This window comes from Candidatus Berkelbacteria bacterium (assembly GCA_016187225.1).
Lineage (GTDB): Bacteria > Patescibacteriota > UBA1384 > JACPKC01 > JACPKC01 > JACPKC01.
The window spans coordinates 40,819-62,638 of the sequence record JACPKC010000007.1 but is presented as its reverse complement, the minus strand read 5'-3'; the positions used below and the strand labels follow the sequence as shown (position 1 = coordinate 62,638).

Genomic DNA, 21,820 nt, shown 5'->3' with positions numbered 1-21,820 from the left:
ACCTCATTTGCCACCGCCCGCTGGCGCTCCAGGCGCCTTGACCTCGATCCAAACGGCGGCCTGGGCGACGAAGGCCGGGCCGTTCCACGCCTGGATCGTGTAGGTCTGGCCGTCTCGCTCCGCCCCTGGTGTGCCGGCAATGATCCCATCACTTGGCCGGCAGACCATGCCGCCTGGCAGGTCTGGCAGAATGGTGTATCCATTTGCCAGCGTGCCGGGCGGGTCGAGTCGCGGCGCGTTCGGCGAGACCAGTTGGCCAGGCCGACAAGCCATTCTCACCACTTCGTAGGTGAGGCTCGGTTGGCGCGTCTGGGCCTCCGGCGCTTGGGCGTGGATCGTGACCGTGATCGGCACGACTCCGATCGGAGTCCGCACGTTCGTGGCCCAGACTACCACTTGCCAGGTGTCTGGCGGGGGCGCCGCTCCTGCCACGGGTGGAACCGGTGGGGCGGGTGGCCTGCCGCTCAATTCGCCCGTCGTTGGATTAACGGCGAGCCAGGGCGCCCGTGGCACAACGGTCACAATGGCGAACTGCCATTCCATGTCCTTGGGCTCGGTCTTGGGCTTGACACTTGCCCATTTGCCGGCCTCCCAAACCACGGCGATGTCGTCGTTGTATTTCACGACGCGCCGCGTTTGAGCCTCAACCGTGATAGTCACGGTTGTTCGGCACCATCCGAGATAGCTCCAGGGGCCGGTGGTGGCAAAAAGCCCGCCGATGATGCGCACGTCGTAGGTGCCGGCCGCCATTGCTGGCGCTCCTGGTGCAGGCGGAGCTGGCGCTCCTGGCGTTCCGGCCAGGATGCCGGACGCCGAGGTTCGGGGCGGGGCGTTGCCGAGTTGGCCATCCACAAAGGAGAGGCCAGGCGGTAATGGAGTTCGCTCATCAACCGCGAAACCTCCCCAACACAGCCCCTTATGGCTCGGCCGGTTGAGTTTAATCTCGTGGCCGGCCGCGTACCGCGGTGTCGGATCCTCGTAAACGAGGCACCGCGGCCAAAAGCGGTACCAGAGAATTACAATCATCACGGCGCCCAAACCCCACCAGATCCACGCCGGTACTTGTTGGCGCTCGGCGCGCATCCGCATCTCTCGTTCGAGGTCATCAACCTCGATGCGCGCCGGCGCCGGCACAACCGCAACCGTGACGGTTCGTTGATCGCCGATCTGGCGCGTTCGACTTTCATCGAGCGCTTGCGCGACAAATTCCTTGTCGCGCGAAAGATACGCGCCGTTTTGCCTTTCAAGCGAGCCGAGCGAGACGAAACCTCGCCAGGTTCCATCGGGCTTCACGTCGACGAGCCCGGGCAAGTTTTGCCCGTCCCATTTCACCCGTACCCACTCGGCGCCAGCCGGCGCGGTGCCCATGAAGTACATCTTTAGGGGCTTTTCAGGATCGACCTGAAAACGCGCCCCGGCGTTTGGGTAGAGGATCATCGGATCCTGGGCAAAGCCCGCGCCCGCCGTCAAAAAAGAAAAAAAAGCAACCAAAATCACCAGAACAAAAAACCTCATTGTTAAATCCCTCCGGCCCCATTTGGGGCAAAAATTGTTCCGCCCGTTTATCGCAAGCGAAACGAGACTTCATACCATAAACAGGAGGGATTTGTCAACGGTCGCAATCACTATCCAAATGACACCTCGTTCCTTTCACCTCGTAGGTGTATGGCAGTTATTCTGTTGGGATGGGTGTGATCGGTCGTTTGCCTGGCGTATTGCCTTGGCCCTTGCGGTTGACCTTGATTCCAACCACCTCGGCGGTCGTGGGTTCGATTGAGAATGGTGGAGATTGAGGCGTTTTTGGAAGACTCGGCGGCGCCGGCGGTGCAGACTGCGGGGGCACGAGCTTTGTCTGACTTGGTATTGGCGCTGGTGTCGGCTTGGGCTGGTCATCGGCCTGCACTTGCAGAGTTGGCGCCGGCGGTTGTGCTTGCTTCTTATACTGGTAATACTTCTGAACTTCCTTAACCACCGTAAAGTAGACGTTTCGAAACTCATCCTCATAGGCTTCGATTTTTTCTTGCTTCAAAAGGCGTGAAAACAAAGGCACGAAAGTGGCGGCCACAACATCGCGAAATTGTTGCGAGTCCGCCAGGGCGCGAAGCGCGACAGAATCACCTCGGAGTGATTGTTGCCCGGTCTCGAGGCGTTGGATAGCTGTTTCCGTATGCGCGCCTCGCAGAAACACTCCCAAAAGCGAGCTGATGTCCTCGTCGATCAAAGGATCAACCGGGATCGCGCGAGTAATAATACGCAAAAGGTCTTCGCTCCCTTTTTGGCTCAAGGCTTGCAGTGGCACCCAGGTTTCATGTTCGGCGCTGACCGCATTGACTTCGGCGATTCGGGCATGTTCTTCTTTGAGAACGGTTGTATTTTGCAACTGGAGATTCGAAGTTAAGAGTTGAGTTAACACGGCCGCGCGTTGGTTGTAACGAAGCGCCGCGCGCGGGAGGTCGATTGCGGATGTTGTTTTGGGTTGAGTCGCCTGGATCTCATCCAGAACCGCGGTTAAATTATGAATTTGCGAGACCGTTTCTTGCACGAGATGCTCGGCGATCTCTGTTTTTGGCAAGCCCAGAGCTGTGTCGGCTGTCAGCCGCGCCTGGAAACGTTTGTGAAATTTAGTGACTCGCTCGATGAGAGGATCAAGCGGAATCGAGGTTATTTCCCCGCGTTTGAGCGGAATCAAAAACTCGCGAAGTTGCCCGACTGCTTGGGTAAGCGTTTTTTGATAATTCGCGATAGTGATTTGGGGTTGAGGTTCGGTCGTCATGGGTTAGGCATATTATTGGGATCTGCGGGTCCCCCGAGTGGTATAGGAGGTTCTTGAGATTGAGGCGTCTCTTTAAGTAAAGAACCAAATCTTTTATCTGATCTCTCGATAAATTTTTTTCGGGCCACGTTCACTTCTTCGCGCGAGTAGTCTGATTTCAGGCCTAATTTGGCGACTTCCGCGGTCGCATAAGCCAGATAATGTTGTTTTGCTTTTCCAAAGTCTCCAGTCTTCATAGCAGAATTGTATTTCGCCAACATCTCTTGTGATTTTTTAGTCAAATCTCTCTGAACCCCGGCCGCTACTTTGGGATCACTATTAATCAAACCGCGCACCTTGCCAGATAATCGATCGATATGCTCAAAAGTGCCAAGGTTGATACTGCCGTCCTCGATCCGCTGGAGGACAGTATCCTGCAGACCTTTTTCCTCGCCGCGATGTTTCAACCACGCGTCGCCCTCGGCCTTAGCGAGCATGACTTGAGGGTCATCTTTGCCGATAGTTGCGCCTATTTTAGCAATCTCGGCATCGCTTCTAAGAAATTGATCGCCGGGTTTTTTGGGATCACGTTCAATCGTTCCAAATTCATGCGTGCGGTTTTGGCCAAGCGCAATCCCTTCAAGGCGTTCACGCATTCGAGCCACAAAATCACCGCTGTCCTTAATCTTTGTCTTTGTAACTTCTTCTTGTGTTGACTTGCCATCCTTGTCCAACTTATATTCTGTTACCTCAACATCCTCAAATTGAGCGCCAAGCATGCTCATCGTGAGCTTGCTCAAACCTTTGCCGGTTGGGCCCTTCTTTTTAAGATCCGTAATTTCTTCTGTGCTCAAACCAATCTCTTTGGCAAGATCGGTCAGGGCGCCTTCTTCATCGAGCATCTTATTCTGAACCATGTCATAGAGAGTAAATTCTGCATTGCCATCTTTGTAGAGTTTTTGCAGAATTGCTTGGACCAGATGTTTATCGTGTCTTTTAGCGGCTTCGCCAAGCATTTCGCCCAGCTCGGGCGCAGATTTATCTTCAATTTCTTTAGCTTTTTCGGCAATGCGCGTGTCATCAACTTGCCGCCGCAAAGTTTTGTTGCCAATCATGCTCGCGCCTTCGGCTCGGGCTTCGAGTTCGGCATCGTGGCGATTTTTGTCAAGCACCTCTTTGATTGCTATTGGAGCCGACATTACACCCGCGGTCGCACTCATACCTCGACCAAGCCTACCCGCCCAATCTTTGCGATCTTTTAGCTTACTTCCTACGCCGGCTAAGCCTAAACGAGTACTATTCCAGCCAAAGGCGCCAGCCCGACGCAATAAACCGCTTATCATGCTATTGACCGCTGATCCAAGTTTCCAGGGCACGGTCACTGCGGCGATGATCGCTCCGCCCGCCACAAAAAAACTCACCACCCAGCCCATTGCATCGCCGAGCGGATTCTGGATGATAATACTCCCGAGCGCCATCAGGAGAAACGCGATCGGCTTCATAAATGCCCAGGTTAGAAATTGATTAAGCCACTTATTAAAAATATTTTTTCCGAATGGGAAAGCCATTAGGATAAAGGCGGCGGGCGCGGCGGCAATTAAAAATTGAAGAAAGTAAAAACGGATAATAAACATTGCCCAGAGAACTAGCATCAAAATAGTTGGAACGAGGGCGAGTAAGAATATGATTACGCAAGCGAGAGCCACGCCTATCAAAGCGGCGGCGCCGGCGGCAAAATTCACTCCCGGAATCAAACTAATTAAGGCCCCGGCCAGACCGCCTGCCGCGAGTCCTCCTACCCCACCAACGCCAAGAATGATCCCAGCCGCTGTTTTTGAGCCCCCGCCCATTCCTCTGGCAAAATCAACCATCACTGAAGCGGCTGGGCTCATGCTTTGCGTGCCACAAGCTTCTTTGCTAGCGATCATATATGACGAACAAGTTAAGGAATCAGCGAGATCGAGCACGATTTGAGCTAAAAACAAACTAAAATTAGCCAGCAAAAAGGCGATAATCAGATTAGGCAGAACCTTTTTAACGCCATAGGTATCGATGTTGATGCGGAGCGTGTTGGCGAAGGCAACCATCATTAAGAACGCCACCATCAGATAATTGATCAAAGACCGAGAAAATTCCCAGAGCTGACGCAAGCCGCCATCTTCTTTTCGGATAAGATCTTGAAGACTATTAAGCGCATAGACAGGACTTGGTTCTAAAATAGTCAGGACGGTGATTGCCAAAATGAGGAGGATCAATTTTTTCATGTTGTGGTGCGTATCCAGGCGTCAATCTTGAGAGGCATTTTAAGCATCATTTGATAAACTTGATCGGCAAGTAAACATGCAAACTGCGCCATTGGTTTAGCAAGAAATTCCGCAAATTGCCCGCTGATACCTTCAAATTGAATCTTTTCAATCACCTTATCGCAGTCGCCACCGACACCGCTCGATTTTTCGCCAGTGGTATTTGCTTGGTTGCCGAGTTTGGTAATGTCTGGCGTTTCGCCCTTGGCCCCAGGAATCCGTCCTTTTATCGACTTGCCGTTCTTATCGACCGGTTTGCCGTCTTTATCGGCGCTAAGTTCAAAAGAGACGCTATTACTGGTTTTTTGACTCGATTGAATACTTGAATCTGTATAGTTAGCCATGACTGAATACTCGACAGTTTTAGAAGTGTCGGGATTGACTTTAACGGTATCTGTTTCGGTGGTTTCGCTTGGGGAAGAAACTGACGCCCAATTCCTGAAATCAGTGTCTGTCGATTCTTTAACGCGTCGATAAAGAGTGTAGGGAGGTGAGTCATCTGGTTGTTTGTCGACTGTCCAATTAAGCGTGACGGCGTATCGATTTTTGTTATTTTCGAAGCTGGCAGTGCCAGTCAAAACTGGTTTTGTGTCGCCTTCTGCGTCATTCAAGCTCGTTGTTCCATCTGAATAGAGCGTGACTTCAGAAACACTCGATTCCCCGAAAATTTTTTCTGGAATTTTACCCAGAAGCGTGTTGATGGCGGTTCTGATGAATGGGTCAGTAATCTGATTAAGCGCAGCTTGAGTTATCTTGGACGTAGTCACATAGGTAGCGCTCACCTTATAGCGATATGTCTCCGAACCAGATGAAGGCAATTTAAGATCATGAATACTGGAGATACTTCTTTCATTTGCTGTCTGATCATTTATTTGACCTTCGCCCAGCCCGCCTTCTCGCAGAAATTGAGGATTATTACCACTTTTTTCCTGCAGGAGGAGTTTGTAACTTGAAAAATGATAAGCGGCAACAACGATATTGTTATATGTCACATCAAGCGTTTTTGAAATGTCGTCGCCCGCTTGGGGTTTTCGAAAATTAACTGTAATTTTAACCGTTTTTTTGTTTTCATCGACCGTTTTCGAAAATTCTACAGACCCTTGAGGTGTCGCAAGGCGTTGAGCCTCTTCGATACTGCCGGCGCTGATAGCAGTTTCGGCCTGAACTAATTGGGTCGGTAAAGCTATTTGGCTTAAGAAAATGCCGGACATAAGCAAAAATAACCCAAAAGCCTGGATAGTTCTGACAAAGCTTTTGGACAAGTTTCTCCAAATTGAGCGCAGATCAATCAATAACCTAAACATACCCCTCCGGTAGAGATTAAAATTAGTGAAAAAGTCCTTTTAGTATAGCATGTATCTTAACGCTCGGCCGATGGGACGCAGAAGCTTATAAAGTGTATAGGGCGCGGGCGAAAGCACGAGGTCGACTGAATCTGGGTAGTGTACAACTTCGCCGCCAAAGCCGAGTTTGAAGCGGGTGATTCCCGCCCACGGGTGAGCTGGGTCAAATGCGCATGAATCAGATTGTTGCGTCGCTCTCGATTCTTCGCAATGACATGAAATTCGTCGCTCTCGATTCTTCGCAATGACGGCAACGCTTTTCGGAGGCGCGATGCCCCAAAAATCGTAAGTGGCGCAACCGAGTTCTTTGGCTTTCTGGATTGCAACCCACTGAAGCAAGTGGGGCGCCATCAGGGTGCGCGCGGTGTGATCAGAGGCGCCGTGAAGATAATAGCTCTGTTTAGTTTGAGCGTCGGCAAGAGTAAGGATGGCGGCAACCGGCTGATCGTAGCGCCAGGCAGTCCAGGCGTTAACCGTCAACCTCGCCTTGCCAGCCGACAGACACGCGTTGAGAGGCGTTTCGTTTGATCCGAGAACGCGGAGCAAGATCTGATAGTAATGAGTTGAATGATAGTGAAAGTTCTGGCGTTGACTCGTTTTATTTGAGAGCGCTAAAAAAGCAGAGAGCTCCTTCGAGTTTGATGTGGAAGCCCGGGTGACAGTGATTCCTTTGCGTTCGGCCAAGCGAATATTGTAACGAGTTTTTTCGTGAAAATTTTTGAAGAGCTCGTTGACGCTTGGCGTAAGGTCGAGGACGAGAGTATCTTGGGGTTGGGTCGGGAGAGTCGTCGAGATTTGATAATTACTGATTGATAATTTTTCCTGCGGGTCGATGCGAATAAAAAGGCCGCCGTTTTTTTTAGCTTGGGCATGGATTTCTGTTAAGAGTTCGGCGGTCAGGCGGGCGCGCGCGAGATACCAATAACGCCCGAGAGGCGTTGCGCGTTCTACAATCAGCGCCCCCCCGATGCGTTGCGTCGCGACACCGAGGCGGCGCTGAAATTCTTCCCACTCACTCGATTGGAGAAAGCTTGGTTCGCGCATATATATAAGAGTAGTGGGTAATGCGCGAAGAGTAAATCGTCAAGGGTGAGTCGAGGTCTGCAATGAGGTTGAATAAGTGGGGAGTTGGAGCATACTCCAAAATATGCAGTCGCTACCCAGAATTCTGGCGATCGAAACGAGTTGCGATGAGACAGCCGCTTCAATTATCGAGGGGAATCTCGACGCGCCTTTTACTGTTTTGTCGAATGTCGTGGCCAGTCAGGCGGCGCTTCATGCCGAATATGGCGGCGTCTTTCCCGATCTCGCGGCGCGCGAACATACTCGCCGCATCATTCCAGTCATCGCCCTCGCTCTCAAAGAGGCAGGTTTGATTAAGAGGCCAACTCAAGCCGGCTCTCAAATTTATCGCGCTCTCAAAACGCTTGACGCCATTGCGGTCACGGTCGGGCCAGGCTTGATCGGTCCGCTTTTGATCGGTGCAACCACCGGCAGTCAGTTGGCCGCCATCATGGGCAAGCCAACGATTCCGGTCAATCACTGGGAAGGGCATATCTATTCAACTTTTCTGCAACCCGCGCAGACCTTGCCGCGTTTTCCCCTGTTGATTCTCACAGTTTCGGGCGGCCACACAAGTCTCGTTCTCATGCGCGAACATTTCGATTACGAGATTCTTGGCAAAACCGTTGACGATGCCGCTGGCGAGGCTTTCGATAAAACGGCGCGCTTGCTCGAGTTGAGGTATCCAGGCGGGCCGGAAATTGCCCAAGCCGCCGCGCGCGCTCGCGAGAATGGCGCGAACTTGAAAATCGTTTTGCCGCGGCCAATGCTCGCGAGTAAAGATTTCAACTTTAGTTTTTCAGGCTTAAAAACAGCGGTTCGTTACGCGCTCAATCGTGGCGATATCGTTTTGCCGCGCGACACCGATGCCGCCGCGGCCGCGATTGAAGACGCAATTCTTGATGTGCTGATTGCCAAAACGTGTCGCGCGGCTCAAGAACATCGACCGACCAGCGTCGCGCTTGTGGGCGGTGTTGCCGCCAATTACGAACTCCGTCGACGTTTGGGTGATGGACTCGTAAAACTTTCGACGCCGCTTTTTTTGCCCGAACTGGAATATACAACCGACAATGCCGCGATGATCGGCGCCGCCGGCTTGGTGCGTTACTTTGAAACGCCGCGCCGTTATTTGTCGAAGCCTTTAGTCGCCGACGCCTCGATGCGCTTGACCTAGCTCTTCACTCATTCCGCATGAATGATTACTATACTGAAGATGAGGGAATTTGATTCTCAATTTGCCCCGTGGCAGAGGCGCGTTCTTCTTTATGGGAGCGCTCTGATTGTTGCTGGTTCTTTGCTTATTTGGGGCACTAGCCAGGCGGCGAGCGTCAGCGCGGAGTCGGCTCAAAATGAGGCGGTAGGTTTTCGCGCCGAAACCGCGCTTCTCGAAACGCTCTCGCGCCAGAATATCGACCCGATTCTCCTGGTCAAGCGCGGAGTCGAACTAGTTTCTAAAGAAGAATATCGGCTGGGTTCGATTTATTTGCGGGCAATGAGTTTGAAGGATCCAAACTATCGAGACGCGGCTGTTTATGCCGGTTTTGCCGAATTAAAACGGGCGGATCAGCTTTGGAATTTAGATAATACTTTGGCGCTCGATCACACCCGCGAGGCGGTGAGGTATCTTGAAATTGCTCAAAAAGCCGATCCGATTCATGGCTATACCTATGAACTCTTGGAGGTTGGCTATAAGAATCTTGGCAAGACCGAGCTGGCCGCTGAAGCGGCGCGGAAAGTGAAAGCGTTTGAGTAGTATTTACTCCTGTTAATGCGAAGCGTATATTGGAATGGCAATGAACGATACAGAACACCTGCCTCCGCGTTACACTGCGGAGAATCACGAACGCGAGATCTATAAACTCTGGGAAGAGTGGGGCGTTTTTGCGCCGCAAGCATCCCGAACGGGCAAGACGTTTTCAATTGCTCTGCCACCGCCGAACGTGACTGGCACGCTCCATATTGGTCATGCTTTTGAACATAGCCTTCAAGATGCGTTAGTTCGTTATCATCGCTTGCGCGGCGATCGCACTCTTTGGGCGCCTGGCACCGATCACGCCGCGATCGCCACCACGGCTCGATACGAGAAAGACCTCTATAAAAAAGAAAAGAAAACGCGGCATGATTTTTCTCGGGAAGAGTTTTTTGAGCGAGTTCAGGCATTCGCGCTTGAAAATCAGAGCCAAATTCTCGGACAGATGAAGCGACTGGGCGATTCGGTCGATTGGTCGCGTTTGGCTTTTACGCTTGATGAGGAGCGAGAGCGGGCCGTTCGGACTGCTTTCAAGCGGATGTATGACGATGGACTGATCTATCGCGGCAACCGCGTTGTTAATTGGGATCCGAAGGGGCAAACGACTCTTTCCGACGACGAGATTGTCTATGAAGAAGTCTCGACCACTTTTTACATTTTTCGGTATGCAAAAGAGTTTCCGATTCCCATTGCCACAACTCGGCCGGAAACAAAGTTGGGCGACGTTGCCGTTGCCGTCCATCCTGACGATGCGCGGTACAAAGAATATGTCGGGCAAACCCACAAAGTGCGATTTGTGGGTTTGCCTCTTGAGATCAAGATTATTGCCGATCAAGCCGTCGATCCTGAATTTGGCACTGGCGCCGTCGGCGTTACCCCGGCTCACTCGATGATCGACTGGGAGATGGCCGAGCGTCATCATTTGTCACTCAAGGCTGTGATTAACGAGTCCGCCAAAATCGAGAACGTCTCGCCTGAATTTAATGGTCGGAAAATTATCGAGGCGCGAGAGCTTATAGTGGCCAAACTTCGAGCCGAAGGCCTAATTGAGAAAGAAACATCGATTCTTCATAGCCTTGCCAAATCTGAAAGAACCGGCGGGGTAATTGAACCTTTGCCGAAACTTCAGTGGTTCGTCGATGTTGACAAGCCGTTCCATCTTGCAAACTCAAAACTGCAGGGTCTCAAAAGCGGGAGTGAGGCAACCTTACAAGAGATTATGCAAACTGTTGTTCAGAGCGGCGAGATCGAAATTGTTCCGGAGCATTTTCGCAAGATCTATGCTCACTGGGTTGATAACCTTCGCGATTGGTGCGTTAGCCGTCAAATTCTCTATGGCCACCGTATCCCGGTCTGGTATCGAGGCGACGAACTCTACGTCGGAGTCGAGGTGCCTGACGGCGAGGGTTGGGAACAGGACCCGGACACACTCGATACCTGGTTTAGTTCAGCGCTTTGGACATTTTCAACACTCGGGTGGCCGGCTACTGCTGAAGATATCAAAACATTTCACCCGACGAGCGTGATTAACCCCGGTTATGAAATTCTGACTTTGTGGGTGTCGAGAATGATTATGATGTCCGGCTATCTCCTGGGTGAGATTCCATTCCGGACGGTTCTCATCCATGGGGTCGTACGCGCTAAGGACGGGCGGAAATTTAGCAAATCACTTGACAACGGCATTGACCCGCTTGAAGTGATTGACGAGTACGGCACAGACGCGCTTCGAATGAGCCTAATCGTCGGTGTGGCGCCAGGTAGCGACGTCAAGTTTGATCTCGAGAAAGTAAAAGCCTACAAACACTTCGCCAACAAAGTTTGGAACATCGCTCGGTTTGTTTTGATGAGTTCGGATGGTGGACAACTAGCCGTTAACAGTAGCCGCCAGAAGAATGCCATTCGTCCCAAAACCGAGGCCGACCGGGTCATCCTAGCGGCGCTCAACCAAGCCGTCGATCAAATCACTCAAGACATGGAAACTTTCCAGCTCCACTTAGCCGCCGAGCGAATCTACCATTTCATTTGGCATGAGTTTGCCGATGTGTATCTTGAGGCGAGCAAGGCACAACTTGATGATGAGTCAACTCGAAACTCAACCGCTCAAATTCTTTACGCCGTTCTCGCGACTTCCCTTAAACTTCTCCATCCGTTTATGCCCTTTATCACCGAAACGATTTGGCAGAGATTGCCTGCGCACCAGCGTGATTCAGATTTGCTTGCGATTGCATCCTGGCCAGAGATTTATGAGCCAAGATAAGCGTCAGCTTGTTTTGATTGACGCGCACGCGTTGGTTCATCGGAGCTTTCATGCAATTCCGCCGCTCACACACCGCGGTCAACCGTTGAATGCCGTCTATGGATTTGCCTCAACCCTCCTGCATGTGATCGAAACTCTCAATCCCTTCTACTTGGCAGTTGCCTTTGATGAGCCCGGGCCAACTTTTCGCCACGAAGATTTTGCCGCCTATAAAGCGCATCGCCCCGAAGCGCCCGAGGCGCTTAAGACTCAATTTCCAATCGTGCGCGAGGTCGTGGCGGCCTTTGATCTGCCCGGTTTCAGCGTGCCTGGATATGAAGCCGATGACGTGATTGGCACGCTTGCTCGGCAAGCAGAAAATCGACAAGTCGAGACGCTCATCGTCACCGGCGACCACGACGCCTATCAACTTGTTAGTCGAAAGATCAAGGTGTTCAACGTGAGTCGTGGCGCCAGAGTAGCCGAACTTATTGATTCCGGGAAAGTGCGTGAACATTATGGCTTTGGGCCTGAATCGGTTGTAGACTACAAAGCGCTTCGGGGCGATGCGTCTGACAATATCCCGGGTGTGCCCGGAGTGGGTGAAAAAACTGCCAAACAGCTTATTCACGCTTTTGGTTCGATCGAAAAACTCTATGCGTCTTTGCAGTGCGACCTTGAATCAGTTGAAATACCTCAAGTGTCGGCAAAACTTCGCGAGAAGCTGTGCAAGTTTGCCGATAGCGCTTTTATCTCTAAAAAACTTGCCACAATTCGAATCGATGTGCCGATTGAACTTGATCTATCGGCTTGTCGCGTGAAACATTACGCTGAAGACCGGGCGAAAAAAATGTTTGCCGAACTGGGTTTTAGATCGTTAATTACTCGTTTACCCAAAAGCCAGAGCGCAACCAAACAGGAGACATTGTTTTGAGAAATCTACTATCGATCAAAGAATTAGAGGCTCGGCTTGAGCCGATTCTCCGTTCGATGGAGACTCGCGGCATCTTGCTTGACACTCGCTATCTGGACAAACTCGCCAGAAGTTACGCGGTCGAGCTGGATGTGTTGAGAGCAAAAATCTATCGTGAGGCTGGCCACGAGTTTACGCTTGATTCGCCACGCCAACTCGCGGGCATTCTCTATGCCGAACTGCATCTTGATTCTGGCGACGAGATTCATATTCGTAAAACCAAAACCGGTCGCTCGACAGCCGCCGCTCAACTGAATAAACTTTTCAACCTGCATCCAATCGTTCCGCTTGTGCTAGAATATCGCGAAAAGAAAAAACTTCTCTCTACGTATATAGAACCGCTTCCAAAACTCGTCGATGCCGAAGGGCGTTTGCATACGCACTACTCAATTGACACCGCCGCCGGGCGTCTTTCGAGCCGGAACCCGAACTTACAGAACATTCCCGTTCGGAGCGAAGACGGCCGTAAGATTCGGGCCGCTTTTAGCGCGCCTCGAGGCAAAAAACTATTTTCAATCGATTATTCTCAAATTGAACTGCGCATTGCCGCCCATCTTTCAGGTGATGAAAACTTGAAGCAAGCCTTTCTCAAGGGCGAAGATATTCATACTGCCACCGCCGCCAAGATGAGTGTTGATCGAAGGGTCGCCAAGGCAATTAACTTTGGGGTGCTTTTTGGCCAAGGCGCCTACGGGCTTTCAGAGGCGTTGCATATCAGTCACGAGGAAGCCCAGGCGTTTATCGACCAGTATTTTGCGACTTACCCTAAACTTGGCGAATGGGTTGAAATTGCGCAGGCCGAGGCGAGGGAGCGCGGCTATGCCGAAACTCTCCTCGGTCGTCGTCGCTATCTGGCAGAAATCAACAGCTCAAATTCAACCTTGCGTTCATTTGCCGAACGCGTTGCGATCAACCATCCGATTCAGGGCGCTGAAGCTGAAATTATGGCTCTGGCAATGATCGAGATCAATCAAAAGATTGAAGAAAAAGATGCGGCCCTGCTTCTTCAGGTGCATGACGAACTTGTTTTCGAGGCGCCGCAATCAATTAACGTCCAGTCGTCGGTAATTAGTCGGATCCAAAAGATTATGGAAGGGGTGATTGATTTAGCCGTGCCAATCGTGACCGAGGCTAAATGCGGCAAGAATTGGGCAGAGATGGAAAACATTCGAGGAGATTAATCATTATAGTGATGCGTGATGCTGATAATTTCCGCTAAATCGCGGCTAAGAAAAATATAGATTGCCCGAAATTTTCGATCGATTCGTAATGAATAAAGCCCCCGCTTTTTCGGTTCAAGTAATTCGGTATTAAGTGATGGGTGACGAGGATTGTTAATAAAGAGCGCTAGCTGTTTGGCAAATTTTTTCTCGAGCTGATAACGCCGCAGTGTCTTTACAAGATCAGGACGCAGGTGCGCGACGCTTGGCATAGAGTGAAGATTTGCTTAAACCGCTAACAATCTCATTAACTAATTTAGGGTTATTGGGGTAAGTGGCGGCCAGTTCTGTCTTGATCTCGTTCAAAGGACGTTTTTGGTGGATTTGAGTCGCTTCGGTTAAATCTAAAATGTCGCGCAGATATGAGGAACGGGAGCGATAACCAAGACGCCTATAACTGCGATTGATCTCTTTAACCTGCCGCCCTGAAAGATGGATTGTAATTGGTTGCTTAAGCTTCATAACATAATGATAACTGTAACTTTATCTTTGACGCAAGCGGGGGTGGCAAATTCCCGAAACTTATCCTCGAAGACAGTATCCTCCTCGCAATGACATCTAAAGAGAAAAGTGAGAAAGTTCTATTATGATTATTTTCTTCTATGGTGAGGATGGGTATCGGAGTTTCCAGAAACTTCACGAACTCAAGACGAGGTATATTGACGCGAGTTTGGGCGATACGAACTTAAGTCATCATCTCGCGGCCGAACTTGAGCCCGATGTCTTGGCAAATTCTTTACTGGCTTTCCCATTTCTGGCTAAAACGCGCCTGGTGATTATTGAAAATCTACTTTCCAAAGGCGCTAAACCGCTTCAGGAAAAATTTCTTGATCTCATGCCAAAGATTCCCGAAAGCACGGTCGCTCTTGTCTATGAATCGGGCTTGCCAGATCGACGGACTCAAATTTTTAAAACGCTAGTCAAGCAGGCGAAGTCTCAAGAATTTGCTCCGCTGGCGGGTTTATTGCTTGAGCGTTGGATCGAGGAGTTTCTGACTTTGCGCACGGTCAAGATCGGCCCGGTAGCCCGGCAGGAACTGATTATTCGACTCGGTGGCAATAGTTGGCGCTTGGCGACCGAACTTGAGAAGCTCGCCACTTATCTCGCCGACGAACCAGTGGAAGAGCGCGAGATTACCCCTGATCACGTCGAACTCTTGGTGCGATCAGCTCCGATGATCAATGTTTTTCAGCTTACCGACGCTCTTGTTTCTGGCAATCAAGCATCAACCTTCAAGCAACTTAGTCTCCTCCTAGAGCAGGGGGAGAATTCACAATACCTCATTGCCCTGCTCGCAAGCTCGATCCGCACCCTCGCCTTGATTCGCGATGCGCTCGATCGAGGCTTGACATCATCGACGGCGATCGCGGCTCACACAAATTTGAAACCATTCGTGATTAGCAAGCATCTTGCGTCCGCCAAAAAACTCACTTCGAAAACCGTAGCGCAATTTTTTCAAGCGCTCTCAAATCTCGATCTCAAAGTTAAGCGTGGTATGATGGATGCAGATACCGGTCTGGAACTTTTTGTAGTTCAGCGGTTTTGCCAAGCATAAATTATCGAGGAACACGTTTACTAGGAGGAGAATGGTTTCGATTGGGCTCTATAGTCGGCACTTAGTTTTTTTCTTGCTGATCGGCGTCTTAGCTGGCGCGGGTGTGGGGTATGTGCGTTCGCAGACGAGCGAAGCGGCCACTCGCCGAATTGCTTTGGTAAGCACTTCAGTTGCCAGCCTAGACATTCGTCTTGAAGATGGCGGCACGACGACTGTGAATGGCGAAAAATTACCTGGTTTAATCGTCTTTAATCGAGAGCGGGATATTTTTAATTATCAGGCTTACGAGGCCGATCAAAGTTTTATCGACGAGTTGACAACAACTATTACTTTACCCAGGCCAGTGTCGGCGGAACTCGTGATTGCTCGCCATTTTGCAACCGAAGGCGTCAGTTTGAGCGATCCGATTGTGAACGACAATCGCGTCATCTATAAAGCGCAAAATCTTACGCCAAAATCTCAATATCGCCTCGATCTCGTTTTGCCTAAAGGGGTTGTGAAGCCGAATTTTTGGCGGCAGAGCGTTGATAGTTTGCGAACGCTTGATCCAAGCGTTTGGCTGAGTTTGGCGCTCGGCTTGCCAATTTTGGCGCTGATTTTGTTTTCAGCAATGCTTCGCAAAGCCGTTAGAGGTTGGCGCGGTCCTAAAATTGTCGAGGAACGCAACGATTTGCCAGCCAAAGTTTCGCCTTCGATCGTTGGCATTTTAGTCCAGGGCAAGGTTTCGCCACGCTCCCTTGCCGCCACTCTCCTGGATTTAGCCCAGCGTGGTTACATTCAGGTTATTCATCGCAAGGATGGTTTTTCCTTTGGCAAACGCCGCTCGATCGATCACGTAGGCGCGCCACTTCTTTCTTCCCCAACCGATCTGAAACCATTCGAACGCACCTTGCTCGACAAAATTTTTCTAGCCGACGTGCGATCGAGCACAAACGAAGACATTCAGATGCGTCTCGGCCGGCATATCTTTTCGCAAAAAGTTGCCGAAACCTACCTTGCTATGTACGACGAAGCGGTTGAGCTGGGTTGGTTTGTGCGCAACCCTGAAGCAATGTATCGCCGTTATCGGATGCTTGCTTTACTAGTAGTGAGTATCGCTCTCATTGGGTTTCTCACAAGTCTTTTCTTCGGACCTGAACCGTACTTCTACTTACTTGGCTGGGCGGGTCTCTTCTTTGTTGGGATCGTGATGCAACAGGTGACACCTTTTCTGCCACGGCGCACTAAGCAGGGCGATAAAGAATATCAAGAATGGATTAAGTTTCGCAATTTTTTGGTGGGCTCGCAGCCGATCGAGATTGCTAAAAATCCAAACCTCTATGAAGAATACTTGCCCTACGCCGTGATTCTGGGTGTCGAAGTCGAGTGGACTGAACGCTTTGCGCAGTTCAAATTTAATCCACCTGATTGGTATGCCAGTACCGGCGACATTCATTTAATAGAGGATTTTGCCAACAATCTTTTTCCGATTATCGGTTCGGTGGCAACCGATCTTGCCAAGGCCCGCGAACCCTACGCTGTGTAGCAAATGTAGGATTCTCTAAAACGCCGGTTGGGCAATCCAGCCGAAGGCCTTGCCGGAAAGAATTGCCTGTGATTTGCCGATGATTCGATCCATCGGGAGCGGGCCAAAGAAGCGAGAATCGTTTGAATTTGGGCGATTGTCGCCCATGACAAAGACCTCATCCGAGCGCAAAACTTTGACTAAATCGGGGTAGCTCATGAAATCGGCGGGCAGATAATATTCCACCAGCGGCACATCGTTGGCGAAAACTTTGCCCTGTTTGATCTCAATCTTCTCGCCGGGCATCCCGACAATCCGCTTGATGAATTTGCGCCGGTTCGCGTCGCCAGGAAAGCGCAAAACAATCACGTCGCCTCGGGTTGGCGGATGCAGATTATAGCTGATTCGATCGATTAAAATGAATTGCCCATCTTGGAAATTGGGTAACATGCTCTCGCCGCTGATGCGAAAAACCGTAGCCACAAAGAGATGCACGAGTGTTGTGAGGATGACGAGAATTAAAACCCCTCGCAAAAGCTCAAAGCCATAACTTAGACGCTTGTAAAGTTTTTCCGAACCTAAAATACGCTCGCCTAAATTTGTTTCCGGCAGAGCGACTGGTGCTTGAGAATTTAGATTGGGAAACGCGTTTGGAGAGTGCACGCGTTCATTATAGCAATCAAGCTTTTGCGCGCAGGCGTTTTTTACTAGCGGCGCCGGCGCGTTTGCTCTTAGCAATGCCAAGTGTTTTTGAAAGTCGCGCTTTGATTCGCGCCACTCGGTTTTTGTGAATCAAGTTGCGTTTGACTGCTTTATCGAGGAATGAAACTGTTTGCGATAGACTTTCGGAGTTTACGCTTTTGAGGGCGCGTTTAAGTTGCGTGCGGGCCGTTAGATTTTGAATCGCCCGCCGTCGATCTTGACCCAAGGCTTTTTTAGCTGATGCTGTATTCGGCATAATGCTCAAAACCTTATCTTATGATTGCATTTTTAGCAAGAGCTGGCATGTTAGTCGCCGTTGACAGTTTCGGACAAGTTCTCTACGATGAGCGGCTTATATCAGTTGGAGCGGAGGGGCGATTATTCATTTTTATGGAACCAACTCCGAAACAACTTGCCATCGACTTGATCCGCCGCGCGAACAAAATTGTCATTTTTACGCACCAGAATCCGGATGGCGATGGAATTGGCTCGATGCTTGCCCTCACACTTGCTCTGCGCAAACTCGGCAAAACAGTTCAACCGATTTGCTCTGACAAAGCGCCGTCAATTATGAACTTTTTGCCCAATGTTTTGGAGATCACCAATCAGGTGAGCGATGGCGGCAATGAGTTTACAATTACGCTCAATACAACCACCGTTGACGTCGATAAACTCGGCTATAAAAATTACCCCGAGGCCAAAAAACTCAATATTGTTATCAAGCCTTCGCGCGGCCAGATTACGCCTGAACTTTTCTCATTCAGTGGCGGGAGCTCAACGGCTGATCTAATTATCGTGCTCGACACCAACGATGTTGAGCGACTCGGGCCAGTTTACCAAAATCATGCGAATTTGTTTTATGAAACACCAATCATTAATATCGATCACCATCCGGGCAATGATTATTTCGGAAAAGTAAATTGGGTTGATCTTGCCGCCACCAGCACCGCTGAAATTTTAGTTTCACTCTTGGAGGCGTTGACCTCAATGCTTAAAGAAAGCGCGAGCGCTAAGAGTGGCTCCTTGCTCGATGCCGATATCGCGACCTTGCTCTTAACTGGCATTACAACTGACACCGGCTCTTTTCAGAACACCAACACAACACCCAAATCCTTTACAGTCGCGGCTCAATTGGTGGCGGCGGGCGCCCGCCAGCAAGAGATCGTTCAGCACATCTACAAAACCAAACCGCTCTCAACTTTGAAACTCTGGGGTAAAATTCTTGCCAACATTCGCGAGGATCGCGAGCATCGCTTTATCTGGTCAACAGCCAGCGCCTCGGATTTTAGCGCCTTTGGAGCAACTGAATCGGAAACCGCGGGCGTGATCGACGAGCTTCTCAAAACCGTGCCGAATATCGATTTTGCCTTGCTCTTGTCAGAAAAACAGCTTGCCCTCAATGGGAGTTTGCGCGGTGTCAATAAAGAAGTTTCAGTGTCAAAAATTGCGGAGCTTTTTGGCGGCGGCGGACATGAGATGGCGGCGGCTTTCCGGGTTCAGAACGGTTCGCTCGTTGATAATGAAGAAGAGGTGATTGAGAAAATTCGAGCTTTTCAACGCTCTGGTTCGAGCGCGGCGAGCCTGCCTAAAGATGTTGCGGTCGAGTCTAGAATTCCCGATCTCGCCAGCCTCAAAGCGCGTCAAGCAAGCCTTGTGGGCGAATAAAGAAGAAGGGATACTTTCAATAAGGCTGATTGTGTAAGTGATCGAAACATGTTACACTCGTAAACTTAAACATGTGGAGTAAAGATTATGGCAATTCAAAAGATCGAGAAGAAAATGACCGCGCTCACAACCACTAAAAAGACTTCAAAAGCGCTTGCTAAAACCTCAAAAACTGCCAAAGCAATTACGCCTCGAGTGAGCGCCAGCGATCAGCTCATCGCCAAATATCAGAGCCATGAAAATGATACTGGTTCAACCGAAGTTCAGATTGCTCGAGTGAGTCAGCAAATTACCGAACTTACTAAGCACCTCAAAAAACATCTGAAAGATAATGATTCGCGGCGCGGTCTTTTAATTATGCTTGGCAAGCGTCGCCGACTCTTGAACTATTTGGGGCGCACTAACGAAGCAGGTTATAAAAAAATGATCGTAGATCTAAAATTGCGAAAATAACTTTCACTGATTGCGGCAGACAACTAATTATTGATCATTGCGAAAATAACTTTCACTGATTGCGGCAGACAACTAATTATTGATCACTGACTAAATATTATGGAACGCAAAGAATATACCGCTGATTTTGGCGATAAAGAAATTTCTTTAACCGCGAGTCACGTTGCCGAACGAGCTGATTCCGCCGTGGTGGTGCGTTTGGGCGGAACCGCGGTCTTGGTGACAGTCGTGGTTGCCGATGAACCCCGAGAAGGCGTTGACTTTTTCCCCTTGATCGTTGACTACGAAGAACGCCTGTACGCCGCTGGCAAGATCAGCGGCTCACGTTTTATTAAACGCGAGGGTCGACCAACCGACAACGCTGTTTTGAATGCTCGTTTGATCGATCGGACAATTCGACCGCTCTTTCCCAAGGGTTATCGCAACGATGTGCAGGTGATTGCGACCGTGCTTGCAATGGATGGCGAACAGGATCCGGATATGTTGGCCATGTTCGGCGCCTCGACCGCTCTCATGATGAGTAGCGCACCGTTCCAGGGTCCGATCGTTGGTTTTCGAGTGGGTGAAAAAGAAGGGCAGTTCATTTTTAATCCGACGATGCCGGAACAGGCTCAAAGCCCGCTCGATTTAGTTGTGGGCGCCAAGGAAGAGCGGATTATGATGCTTGAAGCGGGCGCCGACCAAGTGCCTGAAACACGCATTCTGGAAGCGATTGCGGCCGCGCACCAGGCAATGCAACCGCTTTTTGCGCTTCAAGCTCAAATCAAAAAAGATTATCACAAGGAAGAGTCAGCGAGTGTTGACGTCACGCTTGAAGGCACTGACATCCATGTTGAGCTTAAGAGTCATCTTGGCGAACGTTTGGCGCAAGCGGTGCGCGAACTTGATCGAGCGAAACGAGAACAGATGGTGAAGGAATACGAAACTGAAGCGCTCTCAACTTTTGAGGGCAATTACAAACAGATGGATATTAAAGGCGCCTTCACACAACTTCTTGAAAAAGAATTTCGCCAAGTGATTTTGGCAGACGGCGTGCGCCCAGATGGCCGCCAGCTCGACGAAATCAGGCCGCTTTCTTCGGAGCCGCATTTTTTGCCGCGCACACATGGTTCGGCGCTTTTTACTCGCGGTGACACCCAAGTGCTTTCGATTGCAACGCTGGCTGGGCCAGGGGCCGAACAGCTCATCGATACGATGGAGCTTGAGGGCGAAAAGCGTTTTATGCACCACTATAATTTCCCTCCCTATTCGGTTGGCGAGGTGCGGCCGATGCGCGGCGCTGGCCGACGGGAAATTGGTCATGGCGCGCTCGCTGAACGCGCTGTTGAGCCGATTATTCCTGATCGAGAAGGTTTCCCTTATACAATTCGCGTTGTTTCGGAAGTGCTCTCGTCAAATGGTTCATCGTCGATGGCGGCCACCTGCGGAACGATTCTGGCGCTCATGGATGCCGGCGTGCCGATTAAAGAGCCGGTGGCAGGCATCGCGATCGGTCTTGTGACCGAAGAAGGTTTCAATGAAGATTCCTCTGTGCGCTATCAGCTTCTGACTGATATTCAAGGTATCGAAGATTTTGGCGGCGATATGGATTTCAAGGTAACCGGCACAAAGAACGGCGTCACCGCCATTCAACTTGATATGAAAGTTAAGGGTTTAACCTTGCTGATTATTCAAGAAGCGCTCGCGCGCGCCCAAACCGCTCGTCTCAAAGTGCTCGAACACATGCTTTCGGTCCTACCCGCTCCGCGCTCTGAACTTTCCGAATATGCGCCGCGTATTTTGACAGTTAAGATTCCTCAAGATAAAATTGGCGATCTCATTGGTCCGGGCGGCAAAAATATCAACAAAATTATCGAGCTTTCGGGCGGCAAAGTTATTACTCAAATTGATATTGAAGAAGATGGCACGGTCATGGTAACCTCGACGAACGCCGAATTTGGCCGCAAGGCTGTTGAGCTCATTGAGGCGCAAGTCGTTGAGGCCGAAGTTGGTAAAACATACACTGGCACAGTCACCTCGATTCAAAAAAACAGAATGAGCGGTCAGGAGATTGGAGCTCTGGTTGAAATTTTGCCCGGCAAAGTCGGGATGGTACATATTTCAGAAGTGGCTAACGAGCGGATTCCCGACGTCTCAAGTCGATTGAAGGTTGGCGATAAGGTTCGTGTCAAAGTGCTCGAACTTGACTCCGAACGTGGCCGAATCGGTTTGTCGATCAAACAAGCAGAATAAGACCATTGAAAGAGGATTTTTAATGGTCTCGAGTAAAATTTGATGTCATTGCGAGCGAAGCGTGGTGATC

General features: G+C 50.3%; 19 protein-coding genes. 10 read left to right on the top strand and 9 right to left on the bottom strand.

The genetic code is table 11. From position 1 onward, the window contains the following. Positions 1-3 precede the first annotated feature (3 nt). The 5 genes from HYW32_02410 to HYW32_02390 all read right to left on the bottom strand — a co-directional run bounded on the left by HYW32_02410 (position 4) and on the right by HYW32_02390 (position 7,442). Positions 4-1,377 (bottom strand): hypothetical protein, encoded by a 1,374-nt coding sequence (locus tag HYW32_02410; GenBank protein MBI2589850.1) that lies wholly within the window; start codon positions 1,375-1,377, stop codon positions 4-6. Between the two features lie 295 nt (positions 1,378-1,672). Beyond that, positions 1,673-2,773, bottom strand: coding sequence for a hypothetical protein (locus HYW32_02405; protein MBI2589849.1), 1,101 nt, complete (start codon positions 2,771-2,773; stop codon positions 1,673-1,675). Continuing rightward, positions 2,770-5,016, bottom strand: a complete 2,247-nt coding sequence (locus HYW32_02400; protein MBI2589848.1) for a hypothetical protein — start codon at positions 5,014-5,016, stop codon at positions 2,770-2,772. Before HYW32_02400 ends, HYW32_02405 begins: the two co-directional genes overlap by 4 nt. After that, positions 5,013-6,359, bottom strand: coding sequence for a hypothetical protein (locus tag HYW32_02395; GenBank protein ID MBI2589847.1), 1,347 nt, complete (start codon positions 6,357-6,359; stop codon positions 5,013-5,015). The genes HYW32_02400 and HYW32_02395 overlap by 4 nt, the downstream gene beginning before the upstream one ends. Before the next feature lie 39 nt (positions 6,360-6,398). Next, positions 6,399-7,442 carry a peptidoglycan bridge formation glycyltransferase FemA/FemB family protein gene (locus tag HYW32_02390; GenBank protein MBI2589846.1) on the bottom strand — a complete coding sequence of 348 codons (1,044 nt, stop codon included), beginning with the start codon at positions 7,440-7,442 and terminating at the stop codon, positions 6,399-6,401. A 103-nt stretch (positions 7,443-7,545) separates the two neighbouring features. Here HYW32_02390 and tsaD point away from each other — a divergent pair, with 103 nt between their 5' ends. From tsaD to HYW32_02365, 5 genes are read left to right on the top strand one after another with little or no spacing between them, the layout of a single operon-like run. Further along, a complete protein-coding gene (gene tsaD, locus HYW32_02385) occupies positions 7,546-8,634 on the top strand; it encodes a tRNA (adenosine(37)-N6)-threonylcarbamoyltransferase complex transferase subunit TsaD (GenBank protein MBI2589845.1) in 1,089 nt (362 codons plus the stop codon). A gap of 21 nt (positions 8,635-8,655) precedes the next feature. Further along, positions 8,656-9,213, top strand: coding sequence for a hypothetical protein (locus HYW32_02380; GenBank protein MBI2589844.1), 558 nt, complete (start codon positions 8,656-8,658; stop codon positions 9,211-9,213). 40 nt (positions 9,214-9,253) lie between these two features. Continuing rightward, positions 9,254-11,467, top strand: a complete 2,214-nt coding sequence (locus tag HYW32_02375) for a valine--tRNA ligase (GenBank protein MBI2589843.1) — start codon at positions 9,254-9,256, stop codon at positions 11,465-11,467. Then, entirely contained in the window at positions 11,454-12,380 is a 927-nt protein-coding gene (locus tag HYW32_02370; GenBank protein MBI2589842.1) for a hypothetical protein, read from the top strand. The genes HYW32_02375 and HYW32_02370 overlap by 14 nt, the downstream gene beginning before the upstream one ends. Beyond that, positions 12,377-13,600: a hypothetical protein gene (locus HYW32_02365; protein ID MBI2589841.1), complete on the top strand. Its 1,224-nt coding sequence runs from the start codon at positions 12,377-12,379 to the stop codon at positions 13,598-13,600. The genes HYW32_02370 and HYW32_02365 overlap by 4 nt, the downstream gene beginning before the upstream one ends. Here the strand turns inward: HYW32_02365 and HYW32_02360 are convergent. Together HYW32_02360 and HYW32_02355 are read right to left on the bottom strand one after the other, a co-directional pair. Then, positions 13,597-13,851 (bottom strand): hypothetical protein, encoded by a 255-nt coding sequence (locus HYW32_02360; protein ID MBI2589840.1) that lies wholly within the window; start codon positions 13,849-13,851, stop codon positions 13,597-13,599. The genes HYW32_02365 and HYW32_02360 overlap by 4 nt on opposite strands. Next, on the bottom strand, positions 13,823-14,101 hold the full coding sequence (locus tag HYW32_02355) for a hypothetical protein (protein ID MBI2589839.1): 279 nt from the start codon (positions 14,099-14,101) through the stop codon (positions 13,823-13,825). Before HYW32_02355 ends, HYW32_02360 begins: the two co-directional genes overlap by 29 nt. Before the next feature lie 124 nt (positions 14,102-14,225). On the opposite strand from HYW32_02355, the gene holA reads away from it, so the two are divergent. After that, the gene (gene holA / locus HYW32_02350; protein MBI2589838.1) at positions 14,226-15,194 is read left to right on the top strand and encodes a DNA polymerase III subunit delta; all 969 of its coding nucleotides are present in this window, start codon (positions 14,226-14,228) and stop codon (positions 15,192-15,194) included. Positions 15,195-15,225: 31 nt separating this feature from the next. Continuing rightward, positions 15,226-16,719: a DUF2207 domain-containing protein gene (locus tag HYW32_02345; protein MBI2589837.1), complete on the top strand. Its 1,494-nt coding sequence runs from the start codon at positions 15,226-15,228 to the stop codon at positions 16,717-16,719. Positions 16,720-16,734: 15 nt separating this feature from the next. Here HYW32_02345 and lepB read toward each other — a convergent pair whose 3' ends face one another. Together lepB and HYW32_02335 are read right to left on the bottom strand one after the other, a co-directional pair. Beyond that, positions 16,735-17,361, bottom strand: a complete 627-nt coding sequence (gene lepB, locus HYW32_02340; GenBank protein ID MBI2589836.1) for a signal peptidase I — start codon at positions 17,359-17,361, stop codon at positions 16,735-16,737. Positions 17,362-17,377: 16 nt separating this feature from the next. After that, on the bottom strand, positions 17,378-17,656 hold the full coding sequence (locus tag HYW32_02335; GenBank protein ID MBI2589835.1) for a 30S ribosomal protein S20: 279 nt from the start codon (positions 17,654-17,656) through the stop codon (positions 17,378-17,380). Positions 17,657-17,676: 20 nt separating this feature from the next. Between HYW32_02335 and HYW32_02330 the strand changes: the two genes are divergently transcribed. The 3 genes from HYW32_02330 to HYW32_02320 all read left to right on the top strand — a co-directional run bounded on the left by HYW32_02330 (position 17,677) and on the right by HYW32_02320 (position 21,750). Next, positions 17,677-19,065, top strand: a complete 1,389-nt coding sequence (locus HYW32_02330; protein ID MBI2589834.1) for a DHH family phosphoesterase — start codon at positions 17,677-17,679, stop codon at positions 19,063-19,065. 114 nt (positions 19,066-19,179) lie between these two features. Then, positions 19,180-19,518: a 30S ribosomal protein S15 gene (gene rpsO / locus HYW32_02325; protein MBI2589833.1), complete on the top strand. Its 339-nt coding sequence runs from the start codon at positions 19,180-19,182 to the stop codon at positions 19,516-19,518. 99 nt (positions 19,519-19,617) lie between these two features. Then, positions 19,618-21,750, top strand: a complete 2,133-nt coding sequence (locus tag HYW32_02320; protein MBI2589832.1) for a polyribonucleotide nucleotidyltransferase — start codon at positions 19,618-19,620, stop codon at positions 21,748-21,750. The last annotated feature ends 70 nt before the right edge of the window (positions 21,751-21,820 follow it).